General features: G+C 66.7%; 6 protein-coding genes. 3 read left to right on the plus strand and 3 right to left on the minus strand.

Annotated features, from left to right (window positions below):
* Positions 1 to 119: 119 nt before the first annotated feature.
* Entirely contained in the window at positions 120 to 1,379 is a 1,260-nt protein-coding gene (locus tag I2I01_RS16105) for a lipopolysaccharide biosynthesis protein (RefSeq protein ID WP_196287486.1), read from the plus strand.
* Positions 1,380 to 1,582: 203 nt separating this feature from the next.
* Here I2I01_RS16105 and I2I01_RS16110 read toward each other — a convergent pair whose 3' ends face one another.
* The 3 genes from I2I01_RS16110 to I2I01_RS16120 form a co-directional block, all read right to left on the minus strand.
* Positions 1,583 to 5,194 (minus strand): DUF7948 domain-containing protein, encoded by a 3,612-nt coding sequence (locus I2I01_RS16110; RefSeq protein WP_196287487.1) that lies wholly within the window; start codon positions 5,192 to 5,194, stop codon positions 1,583 to 1,585.
* Positions 5,195 to 5,357: 163 nt separating this feature from the next.
* A complete protein-coding gene (locus tag I2I01_RS16115) occupies positions 5,358 to 8,879 on the minus strand; it encodes a DUF7948 domain-containing protein (RefSeq protein WP_196287488.1) in 3,522 nt (1,173 codons plus the stop codon).
* A 118-nt stretch (positions 8,880 to 8,997) separates the two neighbouring features.
* The gene (locus I2I01_RS16120; RefSeq protein WP_196287489.1) at positions 8,998 to 12,534 is read right to left on the minus strand and encodes a DUF7948 domain-containing protein; all 3,537 of its coding nucleotides are present in this window, start codon (positions 12,532 to 12,534) and stop codon (positions 8,998 to 9,000) included.
* Between the two features lie 81 nt (positions 12,535 to 12,615).
* Here I2I01_RS16120 and I2I01_RS16125 point away from each other — a divergent pair, with 81 nt between their 5' ends.
* Positions 12,616 to 13,815, plus strand: coding sequence for an endonuclease/exonuclease/phosphatase family protein (locus I2I01_RS16125; protein ID WP_196287490.1), 1,200 nt, complete (start codon positions 12,616 to 12,618; stop codon positions 13,813 to 13,815).
* A 270-nt stretch (positions 13,816 to 14,085) separates the two neighbouring features.
* A complete protein-coding gene (cysS, locus tag I2I01_RS16130; protein ID WP_196287491.1) occupies positions 14,086 to 15,621 on the plus strand; it encodes a cysteine--tRNA ligase in 1,536 nt (511 codons plus the stop codon).
* The last annotated feature ends 2 nt before the right edge of the window (positions 15,622 to 15,623 follow it).

Raw genomic sequence — 15,623 nt, forward strand, 5'->3', positions numbered from 1 at the left:
GGTCCTTCGCTGCGCTCAGGATGACAGGCGATTAAATTACTGCCACAGGCGAGATGCCTCGGCTGCGCTCGGCATGACGTTCTTTTGTTCGTTGGTTGCCAGCTTTCATTTTCCCTTTCATGCTCAAACGCATTCTTCACCACTTCGCGTCGCGCGTCCTCACGGCGGGGCTGAGCTTTGCGGTGGTGTGGCTCACGGCGCGCTACCTGGGTGCGGCGGGGCGCGGGCAGGTGAGTTTGTTCTACACCGATATGTCGGGGCTGGTGCTGCTGGCCGGGCTGCTGGGCGGTTCCTCGCTCATCTATCTGGTGCCGCGGCGCAACGTTTGGCATCTGCTGCCGCCGGCCTACGGCTGGGCGCTGGTGGTGAGCGGCGTGGGGGCAGTCGCGGTGGGCCTGCTGCGGCCGGTTTCAACGGAATATGTGCTGCACCTGGCGGGTGTCACCTTGGTCCAGATTCTGCTGTCCATCAACCTGTTTTTGCTGCTGGGCCGCAAGCGCGAGCAGACTTACAACGTGCTCACCACTGTGCAGGCGGCGCTGCTGGCCGGGGCGCTGGCGCTGGCCTTTGCGGCGGCACACTGGCTGAGCGTTGACGCCTATTACTATGCCAACTACCTGGCCAACGGTTTGCCCTGGCTAGTCAGCACGATGCTGCTGCTGCGCCTGCCCGATGCCTGGAGCAGCCCGCGCGGCCGGCGCCGGGCCGTGGTGCGCGAGTTGGCCCGCCACAGCCGGGGCGCCCACTTTTCCAACCTGGTCACCTTTGCCAACTACCGCTTCGGCTACTATGCCGTCGCTTATCTATCGGGCAACAAAACCTTAGGCATTCTCTCAGTGGGCGTGGCGCTGGCCGAAGCCATCTGGCTGATTCCGCGCAGCACGGCGCTCATTCAGTATGTGGCCCTGGTAAATGCTGCCGACAAGCACGGCCAGACGCACGCGGCCCTGCGCAGCAGCCGGCTCACACTGCTGGCCACGGCCGGGGCGGTGCTGGTGCTGGCGGCGGTGCCCACAGCGTGGCTGGCCGCCATTTTCGGCCCCGAGTTTGGGGCGGCCCACAATGTCATTGTGGCGCTGGCACCGGGCATTTTGTTCAACGGGGCGGGCATGCAGGCCAGCACTTATTTCAGTGGCATGGCCCGCTACGGAGTGAACAACCGCGCGGCCCTGCTGGGCCTGGCCCTGACGCTGCCCACCTGCCTGCTGTTGGTGCCGCGCCTGGGCATGGTAGGCGCGGCGTTGGGTATGTCGGCTTCCTATGCGGCTAGTGCATCCTATTTGCTTTACCATTACCGCCGCGCCATCGGCGCCTCCTGGGCCGACTTGCTACCCGATTGGAAAGACTTGACACTGGGTTTGAGGATGAAGGAGGGATAAGACGCCTGTCATTGCGAGCATTCCGCGCATCAAGCGGCGACGAAGCAATCCGTCCTGTCAAGACCAAGCACGCCCTTTTACCACAAAGCCCCGGCACTGTGCAGCACCGGGGCTTTTTATTGAGCTTATCACATTGGAAGGCTGGTCGCTGAGAAAAGGACGGATTGCCACGGCCTGCGGCCTCGCAATGACAATTAATTAACTCACCGCACCACTTCCACCCAGCCTTTGAGCTTGCGGCCGTCGGGGTAGGTGAGGAGGTAGTAATACACGCCATCGGGCTGGCCCTCGGCCTTCCAGTCGTCGCGGTAGGCGGGCGAGTCGAACACCTGTTGGCCCCAGCGGGAGAAAATTTGCAGACGCGGCGGGCAGTCGGGGCCGAGGCGGAAAAATTGGTTCTGGTCGTCGCCGTTGGGCGTGATGATGTTGGGAATGCGGCGTTCCAGCACTTCCACCACGGGCAGCGCGGCCTGGGTTTCGCACTTGCTGTCGTTGTAGCGCAGGCGCAGCAGCGGGCGGTAGGAGCCTACTGCGGCGTAAGTGTGCGTGGGGTTGGCGTCGGTCGACTGCGTGCCATCGCCAAAATCCCACACCACGCTGGGCGACGCCGGGATGCCCGTGCCCGCCAGCGTGAAGCGCAGGGACAGCGGCGCAAAGCGGGTTTCGGGGCAAAACACGGGAGCCCAGGTAGGCGCCAACTGCGGCACTGCGGCCGTAGAAATGCGCTGGGAGGCGGTACCTCCGCAGCCCGAGCTGTTGGTGAAGTTATATGTGACGGTGACGGGGCCGGTGAACCCGGCCGGCGGTGTAAAGAAGAAGCCCGTGGCCGTCGAGCCCGTCACGCCCGGGCCGCTCCAGGCGCCGCCCGCCGGCGAGCCCCGCAGCCGGAAGGCCTGGGTGCTGCCCGGGCAAATAGCAGTATCGGCCAGCACGGTGGGCGCGGGAATGGTTGCTAGTGTCACCGTCTGCGTGGCCGTGCCCGTGCAGTTGTTGGCCGTCACCGAGTACGTCAGCTGGTAGGTGCCCGCCGCCAGATTGGGCGTAAAGAAGAAGCCCGTCGCCACCGAGCCCGTCACGCCCTGTCCGCTAAACGTGCCGCCCGCCGGTGTGCCCGTGAGCCGCACCGGCGCCAGGGCGGGTGCACCGGGCGCGGGCAGGCAATAGGCCTGTTGCGGTAGCGGGTTGAAAGTAGCTGTAGGCGGGGCCGTCACCGTCACGCGGCGGGTGTCGGAAGTGGTGCACGCGCCCGTGCTGAGCACGGTGTAGGTGAGGGTTTGCACGCCCAGCAGCGCCAGCGAAGGCGTAAAAACGAAGCCTGTGGCCGCCGAGCCCGTCACGCCCGGCCCGGTCCACACGCCGCCGGCTGGCTGGCCCACCAGCGTCATCGGCCCGGCCGTGGCGCACACCGTCTGGGCCGAGCCGGCGTTGGCGATGCTGGGTTGGAAGTTGAGAACAAATGAGGCGTTGTTGCAGGCCGTGCCGAAGCCTGACAGGTAGCTGTTGTTGATGGCCGAATAGTAGTTGGCGCCCGGCGGAATGGGAAAGCCGTTGGTTGAAAAGCAGGAGCAAACCGCTTGGTACACAATGCCGCGCGGGTCGAAGCGCGAGGTGCCGCCGTCCACGTGTTCGCCTTCGGTGCCGGGCGTGGTGTCGCCGTAGAAGGTGGCGTAGGCCAAGCTGGTGAGGCCAGCCGAAAACTGCGCCAGGTAGAAGTCGGACCCGTCCGTTGTGGTTTGGGCGGCACCGGGCGTGGTGGGCAGGCCCCTGGTGAAGCCGTTGAAGTCCTGATAGGGGTAGCCGCCGTTCACCTGCCCGCCCCAGCCGCACACATACACCCGGTCGCACTGGTCCACGAGAAAAGCCGTAGGGTCGAGGTTGACGAGAAAGCGCTGCGAGGGGTCAGAACTGCCGAAAACAGTGGAGAGCAGGCTCTGGCCCAGGTTGGCGTCGAATTTCTGGATGAACTGCGTGGCCCCGGGCGTGGTGTAGAGGCCGGGCGTTACCGGAAACTGCCCGGTGGTCTGGCCCAGCAGGTACACCCCGCCGTCGGTGCCCAGCTGCAGGAAATACGCTTGGTCGTAATCGGCTGTGCCCACGTAGGTCGAGCGCACCACGCTGGTGCCATTGGCCGCAATGCGCGTCACAAAGCCGTCCACGTCGCCAAGCCGGGTGGTGCGGTAGGCGCCCGTCGTCGTCGGAAAATTGGGGCTGAGCGTGCCGCCGGCCACGTACACGTCGCCGCTGGTGGGCTCCAGCTGAATGGAGTAGGCCCCATCGGCGCCGGAGCCGCCCAGGTAGCTGCCCCAGGTCAGGGCCGTCAGGCCGGGGTTTAGCTTGCACACCACGGCATCGGAAGTACCCCCGCGGTAGGTGCTGTTGAGGCCCCGTGCCACCGGGAAATCTATCGAAGTCGTGTGCGTGGCGATGTACACGTTATCGGCCGCGTCCACAATGATGTCGCTCCGGAAGGGGTCGCCGTAATTATGCGGCAGCTGCGGCGTGTTGCTAAAGGCCGAGTTGTTCACATTCAGCGGCAGCAGGCCGTCATTGCCGCTGCCGCCCAGGTAGGTGGAAGCCAGGAGGGCCGAGCCGTTGGCGCTGAGGCGGCTGATAAACAGGTCGGAGCCAGTAGGGGAGTTGTAGGGTGAATAGTTGTAGCCAAACGGCGCCGCGTTGCTACCGCCCCTGAACGTGCGCTGCAACGCCCCGGTGGTGGTAGGGAACCCCGTGCTGAACGCCCCATCTGCCGAACCCGTCGAGCCCAGAATCAGCAGCTCGCCCTGGCTGTTCACCACCAAGCTGTGCGGAAAGTCGGCCCCGCTGCCGCCCAGGTAGGTGGCCCATACCCGCGCCGCCGGCCCCGTCGCGCTGGGGTTGTACTTGATAATGCCAATGTCGAACAGCCCCGAGAACGCCGATTGGTAAGCTCCCAGGCTGGTAGGGTAGCCCGGGTCGAACACGATGCCGCCGGAATAGAGGTTGCCCTGCGTGTCGTAGGTAGCCGTGAAGCCCCAGTTGTCGGCCGTGGCGCCGGTGTAAGTGGCGAATACCACCACCGGGTCGATGGTTAGCGGCCGCTGGTTGTCATACTTGCCCAGGGCAAACGTGACGGTCTGGCCCGTGAGCACGTAGCGGCAGGGCACGGCCTGGCGCCGGCCGGCGGCATCGGCCTGCCAGGCCTGCGGGGCCCGCTCCGTAACGGTGCCCACGCTGGTGTGCACCAGCAGGTTGCCGGCCGCGTCCAGGCGTAGGCCGCTGGCGCCGTCGTGGCGCAGGGCAATGGCTTGGGGCCGGGCCCCGGGCGCCAGCACGAAGTCGTACTCCAGGTGCTGGTCGGCGCTTTCATACACGCGGGCGCTCACGCCCGGCCACAGCCCGGCGTAGCGCAGCTCGCGGAAGCTGCGCACGTCGGAGGCCCAGCGCTTGGCATCGCTGCCCCGGAAATAGTTGCGGTGCTCGGTGGTGGGCGTTTCGGCCGTCACGGTGGCAGGTGCGGCGCCCGCAAACCGCAGTTTCAGGGCATGGCCGCGGGCGGCGCTGTCGGCTGGGGGCACAGTGCGCTTGCCGCCGGTGTGGCCCCGGCGGGCGGGGCCGCCATCGGCCAGCAGCGAGAAGGTGAGCCCATTGGCCTCGGCAAACAAGCGGCCGCCGGGCAGCTGGGCTTCGTAGCGGGCGCGGGCGTCCCACTGGCCCTTGTTTTCAATGAATTCGAGGGTGTGGTTGGCGGGCCCGGCGTGTTCAGCTGTCTGGCCAAAAGATGGAACAGCAGTCAGCAGGAAAAGCGCGGAAGTAGCAAGGCGTAGCTGAGTTGTCATCAATAGCGAAAGGAACGAGATAAGTAGAGCCCGGCTAGGGCAGGGCCTGCCCCGCCCGGTGGCTGAACAAGACCGTTGAAACGGCCCCAACAACCGGGCGAAACAGGCCCCTCCGTAAAGATAAAGCGCGGCCAGCCGAACCCGTGCCGGCTCATGGGCACCCCTAGCGGTGCACTTCCACCCAGCCTTTCACCTGGCGGTTGTCGGTGTCGCGCAACAGGTAGTAGTAAATGCCGTCGGGCAGCCCCTGGGCGTCCCAATCGAACTTATAGTCATTGCTCTGGTACACGCGCTGGCCCCAACGCGAGTACACTTCCAGCGAGGTAGGCAGGCAGCCAATGCGCGGCTGGAAGGTCTGGTTCAGGTTGTCGCCGTTGGGGGTGATGATGTTGGGCACCAGCACTTCGCCCACTTCCACGGGCGCGAAGCCGGTGAGGACCTCGCAGTTGCCGTAGCGGGCCTGCAACTGCACGTGGTAGGAGCCGGGCTTCTCGTAGCGGTGGGTGGGGGTGGCCTCGGTGCTGGTTTGTCCGTCGCCAAAATCCCACCGATAGGTGGCGTTGGGGGCCAGCAGCACCGGCGTCAGGAGGCAATTGAAGGGTGCCAGGCCGGCGTACTGGGGCAGGGCGGCACACACCGGCAGGTTCAGGTCCACGTTCTGGGTGGAGGTAGGGGCCAGCACTACCGTGCGCTGCACCGCGGTTTGGCAGGGGCCTTCCGTCACGGTGTAAGTGAGGGTGAACACGCCGCCGCGGTTGTTGGTGTTGGGCGGCGTGAAAAAGCCACTGGCCGACACGCCTGGGCCGCTCCACACGCCACCCGCCGGCGCAAAGCCACGCAGCTGGAAGGGCTGGCGTTGGTCGGCGCACAGGGTGGTGTCGCGGCCGGGGGTGGCGGTGGGCGGGCGCGTCACCACAATTTGCCGGGTGGTGGTGCCGCAGCCCAGCGAGTCGCTCACGGTGTAGGTGATGGTGTGGGTGCCCGGCCCCGCCGTGGCCGGAAGGAAGCTGCTGCCGCTCACGCCGGGCCCGCTCCAGGAGCCGCCGGCCGGCGTGGCCGTCAGCGCCACGGCGCCGCCGCTGGTGCACTGCGGCGGCACGGGCGCCATGGCCGGCACCACCGGCGGCGCCACCACGTAGCGCACGCTGCGGGTGCTCACACAAATGCCCGTAGCCGCCACCGAGTAGGTGATGCCGTACTGGCCGGGGCCTACCGCAGCGGGCACAAATTGGTAGCCGCCGCCCGCCACGGCCTGCACGCCGGGCCCGCTCCAGGTGCCCCCAAGGGGCGTGCCACCCAGCGCCACGGGCCCGCCGTCCACGCACACGAAGCGGCGCGGGCCGGGGTCGGCCGTGATTTTGTCGAAGGTCATTTTGAAGGCGCCGTTGTTGCAGTTCAGGCTGCCGTTGCGGGTGGTGTAGGAACCGGCATCGGGCGGCACCGGGAAGGCCTGGCCGCCGCCGCAAGACGCGCACATGGCCTGGTATACCACGCCCCGCTTGTCAAAGCGCGAGGTGCCGCCGTCTACGTGCTCGGCCGCGCCACCCGTTTGCCCAAAAAACGTGGCGTACTCCAGCCCCGTCATGCCGGCCGCAAACTGGGCCAGGTAAAAGTCGGAGCCGTCGGTGGTGCGCTGCACGGCGTTGGCCGTGAAAGGCAGGCCGAACGTGCTGCCGCCCAGCCACTGGCCCTGGTCGTTGTCGTCGCCGCCCCAGCCGCTCACGTACACCCGCTCGCAGTCATCCACCAGAAAGGCGGTGGGCACAATGCTGGGTCCTATCCGGAAGCCGCTGCGGCTGCCAAAGGCCGTGCTGTAGATGCTGCCCGTCAGGTCGGGGTTGAGCTTTTGAATGAACAGTGAGCCGCTTGAGCTGCCGTACAGGCCCGGCGTCACCGGAAATTGCCCCATGGTTTGCCCAAACAGGTAGGCGTTGCCGGCCGCGTCGAGCTGCAGAAACTGGGCCTGGTCGTAGCCGCCAGTGCCCACGTACGTCACCCGGTCCAGCGTGAGGCCGTCGGCGCTGATGCGGGCCGCGAAGCCGTCGGTGCCGCCCGGCCGGCCGGGCCGATAAGCCCCGGCCGTGGCCGGCAGCGAGGCCGAGGTGGTGCCGCCGCTCACGTACACCCGGCCCTGCGCGTCGCGCTGAATGGAATAGGCGGCGTCTTCGCCGGCGCCGCCCAGGTAGCCGCCCCACAGCACGGTGTTCAGGTTGGGGTTGAGCTTGCACACCAGCGCGTCGCCGCCCGCCGCCGAGGTCAGGTTGAAGCCGGTATTCAGCAGGGGAATGCTGCGCGAAGTGGTGTTGGAAGCAAGGTACACGTTGCCGGCGCCGTCCAGCAGCACGTCGCCGCGGAACACGTCGCCGTAGTTCACGGCCAGCTGCGAGCCGTCGCGCTGCACGCCGTCGTTGCCGGAGCCACCCAAGTAGGTGCTGGCCTGCAGGGCGCTGCCGGTGGCGCTGAGGCGCGTTATCACCAAGTCGGCCCCGTTGGGCATCATGTACTGCACGGCGCTGGCAGGAGCCATGAAGGGATTCAGGGCCGTGCCCCCGCCGAAGTTGCGCTGGGCTGCGCCAACAGAGGTGGGAAAATTGGTGGAAGACGTGCTGCCCAAAATCACCAGCTCGTTCTGGGCATTCACCACCAGGCTGTGCGGAAAGTCGGCACTGTTGCCGCCCAGGTAGGTGGCCCACACCCGCGCCGAAGCCCCCGAAACGCTGGTGTTGTATTTGATAAAGGCCATGTCCTCCATGCTGCTGAAGTTGGCCTGGTAGGCGCCGTTCGTGGTGGGGTAGCCGGCTCCGAAGGCAATGCCGCCGGAGTAGAGGTTGCCGGCCGCATCATAAGTAGCCGTGAAGCCCCAGTTGTCGGCCGCCGAGCCGGTGAGCGTCGAAAACTGCACCGACGGGTCGATGGTGAGGGCGCGGGTGCGGTCGTACTGGCCCAGGGCAAATGTGACGGTGTTGCCGGTGAGCACGAAGCGGCAGGGCACGGCCTGGTGCCGGCCGGCAGCATCGGTTTGCCAGGCCTGCGGGGCGGTTTCGGTGATGGTGGCCACGGTGGTTTTCACCACCAGGTTGCCGGCCGCATCCAGGCCGAGGCTGCTGGCGCCGTCGTAGCGCAGGGCCACGCGGGCCGGGTTGGCGCGCGGGGCCAGCAGCACGTCGTACTCCAGGCGCTGCTGGCTGTTTTCGTACAAGGTCAGGCCAATGCCGGGCCAGAGCTCCTCGTAGCGCAGCCGGCGGAAGGCCGCCACGTGGCTGGCCCAGCGCTTGGGGTCGGCGCCCACAAAGTAGTTGCGCTCACCTTCGGTGCGCGTTTCGGCCGTGAGGCGCGGGCGGGCGTTGGCCTTTTCAAAATGCACGGTATAGGCGTGCGCCGCCGCGCTCACGGGCTGTGGGACCGGCGCGGCACCCCCCTTTACGGTGCTGTGGTGGTGGCTCAGCAGGGCCGGGTCCACAAAGGTGTAGGTGAGGCCATCGCGCAGCGCAAACAACCGGCCCGAGGGCAACGCGGCTTCGTAGCGCACGGGGCTGGCCCACTGGCCCTGGTTCTGAATGAACTCCAGGCTGGGCTTGCCAGGTGCTCCCTCGGCGGCCAGGGTTACCCGGGCGGAGAGCAGCGAAAAAAAGAATAGCGGCGTTGCAAGTAAACGCCGGCTAACCAAGCGAAAAGGTACGGGCATAGAAGCACCAAAAGCAGAATGAAGATGAAGGCAACCCCGGAAATGACGCCACGGCCCGCGCCCGCCCGGTTTCTGCCCGAACGGCAGCGACGCAAAATTCGTGCGAGGTTGGTCGCGCTTATTTCACCACTTCCAGCCAGCCGCGGTAGCGGCGCCCGGCCGTGTCGAGCAGCACCAGGTAATAGATGCCCGCCGACACATCGGCCGCGTTCCAATTGTTGGCGTATTCTTCAGCCCGGAATACTTCCTGGCCCCAGCGCGAGTACACCCGCAGCTGCACCGGCAGGCAGGAAAAGTGCTGCACAAAGTAGTCGTTCACGTCGTCGCCATTGGGCGTGATGATGTTGGGCACCAGCGGGTCGACTACCGTCACGGCACTGGCCACCGCCGTGTTGGCGCAGCCCCCGTTCAGCGACGCCGTGAGGCGCACGGCGTAGGTGCCCGGCTGCCCATAGGTATGGGCCGGGGCGCGTTCGGTGCTGGTTTGCCCGTCGCCAAAGTCCCACACATAGGAGGTGGCAATGCCCGCAATGGCGGGGGTGTTGTTGACGGTTTGCACCGTGAACGGCGCCAGGCCGGTGGCCGTGGCCAGTCCCGTGCCCGGCCCAACGAAGCTGCACGGCGTGGGCGCCAGCAGCGCCACCGGCACCGGCGCGGCCACCAGTGTAAACAGGCGGATGGCCTGCCCGGCGCAGCTGCCGCTCGTGACCTGATAGGTGAGCACCGCGGTGCCCGGCGTGCCCGGCGACGTGAACACGAAGCCCGTGGCTACTGAGCCACTCACGCCGGGCCCACTCCAGATGCCGCCCGCCGGGTTGCCGAGCAACCGGATGCTGCGCGTCTGACTGGCGCACAGCACCGTGTCGAGCCCGGCCACCGGGGGCGCCTGGGACACCAGCTGCACCACCACCGAGGCCGTGCCCCCGCCGCAAGTCGTAGTGGGCACCGTGTACCGGATGGTGTAGGTGCCCGGTACCAGCGTGGCCGGCCGAAACTCATTGCCAACCACCCCGGGGCCCGAGAACGTGCCGCCGGCCGGCATGCCCGTGAGCTGAATGGGCGCCAGCCCCGGCCCCGAACACAAGCGGGCGGGCAGCGGCCCCACCTGCACGGGACCCGTGCCCAGCACCCGCACCGCTAGTTGGCTGGCGGGCAGGCGGCACACGCCGGCCGCAGCCGGCAGCGTGTAGGTGAGCTGCTGCGTGCCCACCAGTTGGGCCGTAGGCGTAAAAAAGAACCCCCCGGCCAACGAGCCCGACACCCCGGGCCCGCTCCAGGTGCCGCCCGCCGGGCGGCCGGTGGTGAGGGCCACGGCCGTACCATTGTCGCACACCGTGAGGGGGGCGCCCACCGTGCCGCCGCTGCCGTCGCCCATGTCCAGCTTCAGCGTAGTTTGGTTGCAGAAGAAGCCGCCGGCGTTGGTGAGCTGGTAATAGCCCGCGCCAGGCACCATCGGAAACGTCAAGCCGCCGCAGCCGGCGCACCCGCTGTAGTAGAGCCGGCCGGCCCGGTCGAAGCGCGAGGCACCGCCGTCGGCATGTTCGCCTATGGCCCCGATGCCTTGCAGGGCGCCGTAATAGGTGCCGTATTCGAGCCTCGCACCACCCACGGCCAGGCGCGCAAAGTACAAGTCAAACCCGTCGGTGGTGGAGCGCAGCGCGTCGGGGGTGACGGGCATATTGGCTAGGGTGGTGGTGCTCGAAATCGTGCCCAGCGCATTGCTGTTGCCGCTCCAGCCCGCCACGTAAAGCTTGCCGCAGGCATCGAGCCCGAAGGCCATGGGCGAAAAGTCGGTGATGCCCGCCCGGCCGCTGCCAAACACCGCCGCAAAGCCCGCCCCGGTGAGCGCCGGCGTGAGCTGCTGAATGAACTGGCTGCCCGACGCCGTGGCCAGGGCCCCGGCAGTGGTAGGGTAGGCGCCCAGGGTTTGGCCCATTACATACACGCTACCGCCGGCGTCCACGTCCACAAAATAGGCTTGGTCGTAGGCGCTGGTGCCCAAGTAGGTGCTTTGCAGCACAACGCCAGCAGAGGTCAGGCGCGTCACGAAGCCATCGGGCTGGCTGCTGGCGCCACTGGGCGGGGCGCTCACGTAGCCGCCCGCCGTGTTTTGCAGGCCCCCGCCGCCCAAGGTGCCGCCCGCCACATAGAGGTTGCCGTCGGGGGCCAGGGCCAGGCTGTAGGCTGCATCGTCGCCGCCACCGCCCAGCAGGGCCGTCCACTCCAGGCGGCGCAGGTCGGGGCTGAGGCGGCACACGGCGGCATCGTGGGCGCCGCCGTGGTAGGGCAGCGCGCTGCTGCCGCGCGGAAAGTCGGCCGAGGCCGTGTAGGTGGCCACGAAGATGTTGCCGGCGGCGTCGGCGGCCACGTCGCCGCGCAGGGCGTCGCCGTAGTTGTGGAACAGGCTGGCCGTGCCAGGCGGGTTGAGCAGGCCGTCGTTGGCCGAGCCGCCCAAGTAGGTGCTCGCCAGCAGCTCGCCCACGGCGCCCAGCTTGAGCACAAACACATCGGAGCCCGCCGAAAACGTAATCGGCCCGGCTACCGACCCCGGCGCTCCCCCGCCAAAGCTGGTGTCGAAGGCCCCGGTAGTGGTCGGAAAGTTATTGGAAGCCGTGGCACCGATTATCAGCAGCTCGTTTTGGCTGTTCACCACCACGCGGGTGGGCACGTCGGTAGCACCGCCGCCGATGATGGCCGAGTATAGCAGCGAGGCCTGGCCCTGGACCTGGGCGGCAAACTTGCTCACCACCACATCGGCATCCGACTGGCGCGACGTCTGCACGTAGGCCCCCAGCGTGGTGGGATAGTAGCCGGCCGAGAATGAGCAGCCGGCCGAGTACACGTTGCCGGCCGCGTCGTAGGTGCCCGAGAGGCCGTAGTCGAGCGAGGTGGCGCCGGAATGAGAGTTGAATATCACTTCCGGGTCGATGGTAAGCGGTAGGGCGGGGTCATAAGCGCCCAGCCGGAAGCTCACCTGGTTTTCGCGCAGCACAAAGGCGCACGGCACGGCCTTCCGGCGGCCGTCGTGTGAGGTTTGCCAGGCGCGTGGGGCCAGCTCGGTCACGGTGGCCACGCTGGTTTTCACCCGCAGGTTGCCGGCCGCGTCCAGCGTGAGGCCCGCGGCGCCGTCGTAGCGCAACACAATGGCGCCCGGCCGAGCTCCAGGTGCCACCACGAAATCATATTCCAGCCGCTGCCGTTCGTTTTCGTACAGCATCGCGTCGATGCCGGGGTACAGCTCAGGGTAGTGCACCTGCCGGAAGCCCAGCACCCCGGTGGCCCAGTGGCTGGGGTCGGCGCCGAGGTAATAGTTACGGTGGCCGGGCAGCTGCTCGGCGCCCTGCGGCGCTGCGGGCTTGGCTCCCTCAAAGTGCACGGCATAGGCGTGGCCCCGGCTTGGAGGACCGGGCGCGGCGGCCGGAGCGCCGTGCAACGGCCGGGCGGCCGAGTCGCGCAGCGAGTAAACGAAGCCGGCTGGCTCCACAAATAGGGTGCCGCCGGGCAGCGCGGCCCCGAAGCGGGCGGCGGCCGGCCACTGGCCCCGGTTTTCGTAGAAAGTCAGCGAAGCATCGGCGGGCGGAGAGGGAGCGGCAATGCTTTCGCGGACAAGGCCGCCGGCTAGCAAGAGCAGCGCAAGGAGTAGAATTCGGCTCATGCCGCTAAAGATAGTCGAGGTTGAGAATCGCCGCGGCCTTCGGCCCGGGCTGCTACCTTTGCGGGCTCGTTTTACCGTGCCGTGCGCCGCTCTTTTGCTTTCAAAATAACCTTGCTCACCCTGGGGTGGCTGCTGCTGGCCATTGCCTGCGAGCAGGTGCCGGCGGCGGCTTTCTGGCCGGTGGTGTTCGGGGCCCTCACCACGCCGGTGGCGCTGGTGTGCACGGCGCTGCTGGCCCTGTACTGGCTGCGGCGCAACTGGCGGGTGGCCGTGCTGCCCATTGTGGCACTGGCCCTCACCTGGCCGCACGTGCAGCGCGGCCTGGCCCTGCACTTCGTGTTTCCGGAAATGCAGGGCGAAACCCCGCCGGCCGGGGGCCGCCCCGTGCCCTTGCCCAAGGTGGCGCTGCCCCGCTCGCGTTTCTTCGCAGTGCATCCGCACGAGGTATCGTTGCTGTCGGCCAATGTGCGCATTTTCAACGTGTATGCCCAGCTGCGCGAGCCCAACAATGCCTCTTCTACTGGCTTGATTCGCTGGCTGGCTACCAGCCCGGCCGATGTGCTATGCTTGCAGGAGTTTTACAACGAACCCCACGGCTCGCGCAACGACAAAGACGTTTTTCGTTCCGAAGAATACCTGGGGCGCAGCAGCGGCCGCCACTCGTTCGTGTCGGTCACGCTCACCAACGGCATCGGGGCCGAGTTTGGGCTGGCCATTTTTTCGCGCTTCCCCATTGTGCGGCGTGGCACCATCACGTTCGGTAAAATCTCGCAAAACCACGCCATGTGGGCCGACGTGGTGCGCCCCGCCGCCCGCACCGGCCGCGGCCGCCCCGATACCATTCGCGTCTTCAACCTGCACCTGCAAAGCATGAGCATGGCCGACGCCGACATTGCGGCCGCTACCGAGAGCCGCGCCGGCCTGCGCCAGAAAGCCCCCAACCTGCTGCGCCGCTTCCGCAACGGCGCCGTGGCCCGCGGCACTCAGATTGACACCGTGCTGGCCCGCGTGGCTCGCTCGCCCTACCCTGTGCTGCTGGCCGGCGACCTCAACGACCTGCCCTATTCCTACCCATACGACCAGCTGGCCGACCACATGCAAAATGCCTGGGCCACCGTGGGCCTGGGCATTGGGGCCACCTACAACGGGCGCCTGCCCGGCCTGCGCATCGACCAGCAGTTCGCCAGCAAGCAGTGGCAGGTGCTGGGCTGCCAGGTGCACCGCGAAATGAAATGGAGCGACCATTTCCCGGTGGAAGGGCTGTACCGCCTGCGCCGTTGACCGATACTTCCCTCCTCAGGCGAGGAGGGCGTTTTTGCGCAGCAAAACCGAGAGTGGTGCCACTTGAGGGAGGTAGTTGAACGAGACCGCACCGAACCACAATGGCAGTCTTGAGTTTCCCACTACTTATTGCCGAACGGCTGGCTTGCAAACCACGTTAACGCCTGTTCGGACATCGTTCAACGAGTTCAATCATTCCCATTTGAGCCAAAGCTCGAACATCTCTTCCTCATCAGAGGAGGGGAGTTTTCCTCCCGCTACCTTTGCGTCATGCCGCTTAGTCTTTACAACACCCTCTCCCGCAAGAAACAAGAATTCCAGCCCCTGCACGCGCCCCAGGTGGGCGTGTACTTGTGCGGTCCCACGGTGTATAGCGAAGCCCACCTGGGCAACGCCCGCGGCCCGGTGGTGTTCGACGTGCTCACGCGCTACCTGCGCCACCTGGGCTACCAGGTGCGCTACGTGCGCAACATCACCGACGTGGGCCACCTCGAAAGCGACGCCGACACCGGCGAGGACAAGATGGAAAAAGCCGCCCGCGCGGCCCGCATCGAGCCCATGCAGGTGGCCCAGCACTTCACCAACCGCTACCGCCAGCACATGCTGGCCCTGGGCTGCTTGCCGCCCGACATCGAGCCCCAGGCCAGTGGCCACATCATCGAGCAGATTCAGGTGATTGAGGAAATCATCAAGAACGGCCTGGCCTACGAGGTAAATGGCTCGGTGTATTTCGATGTGCCCAAGTACAACGAGGAGGGCAAGCGCTACGGCAAGCTCTCGAACCGCAGCATTGAGGACCAGCTGGCCGGCACCCGCGCCAACCTGGAGGGCCAAAGCGAAAAGCGCAGCCCCTTGGACTTTGCCCTGTGGAAAAAGGCCGCGCCCGAGCACATCATGCGCTGGCCCTCGCCCTGGGGCGACGGCTTCCCCGGCTGGCATCTGGAATGCTCGGCCATGAGCCGCAAGTATCTCGGCGACCTGAGCGACATTCACGGCGGCGGCCTCGACCTCATGTTCCCGCACCACGAGTGCGAGATTGCGCAAAGCCAGGGCAGCCACTCGCACACCGACGAGGCCCGCTTCTGGGTGCACAACAACATGATAACCGTGAACGGCACCAAGATGAGCAAGAGCCTGGGTAACTTCGTGTTGCTCGGCGATATGTTCAAGGGGCCGACCGGGCCGCTGGCTTTCGGCTATTCGCCTATGGTGGTGCGCTTCTTCCTGCTGCAAGCCCATTACCGCTCGCCTGTGGACGTGAGCGACGACGCCCTGCAAGCCGCCCGCAAAGGCTACCGCAAGCTGATGAACGGCCTGCGCCTGCTCGATAAGCTGGTTGTCAGTGATTCGTTGTCAGTTGCTAGTAATAAGGAGGCCCAAGCCCTGACAACTGACAGCCAACAACTGACAACCGAAGCAACGCAGTTGCTTCAGCTCGCCGCCAAGCCTGCCGAATTCCTCAACGATGACCTGAACACGCCGCGCGCCGTGGCCGCGCTGTTCGACCTGCTGAAGCGCTTCAACACCCTGGCCGCCAACCCGGCTGCGCTGGCCGAGGTGGGCCCCGCGGCCCTGGCGCAGGCGGCCGGCACCTACCGCACCTTCGTGCAGGATGTGCTGGGCCTCGGCGACGAGCCCCGCGCCAACGTGGAAGACCTACTGACCCTCACGCTGGGCTTTTACTCCGAAGCCAAAGCCGACAAAGCTTACGACAAGGTGGACCAGATTCGGGCCACCCTCAAAAGCCAGGGCATCGTGATAAAAGATACCAAGGCCGGCGTGGAGTGGGCCTACAGCGAGGAATAGAA

This window comes from Hymenobacter properus (assembly GCF_015694735.1).
Taxonomy (GTDB): domain Bacteria; phylum Bacteroidota; class Bacteroidia; order Cytophagales; family Hymenobacteraceae; genus Hymenobacter; species Hymenobacter properus.

What these genes read in the sequence shown, in the direction of transcription:
- I2I01_RS16110 (WP_196287487.1), bottom strand. Translation starts at nt 5,194, where the DNA reads ATGACAACTCAGCTACGCCTTGCTACTTCCGCGCTTTTCCTGCTGACT.
- I2I01_RS16115 (WP_196287488.1), bottom strand. Translation starts at nt 8,879, where the DNA reads ATGCCCGTACCTTTTCGCTTGGTTAGCCGGCGTTTACTTGCAACGCCG.
- I2I01_RS16105 (WP_196287486.1), top strand. Translation starts at nt 120, where the DNA reads ATGCTCAAACGCATTCTTCACCACTTCGCGTCGCGCGTCCTCACGGCG.
- cysS (WP_196287491.1), top strand. Translation starts at nt 14,086, where the DNA reads ATGCCGCTTAGTCTTTACAACACCCTCTCCCGCAAGAAACAAGAATTC.
- I2I01_RS16120 (WP_196287489.1), bottom strand. Translation starts at nt 12,534, where the DNA reads ATGAGCCGAATTCTACTCCTTGCGCTGCTCTTGCTAGCCGGCGGCCTT.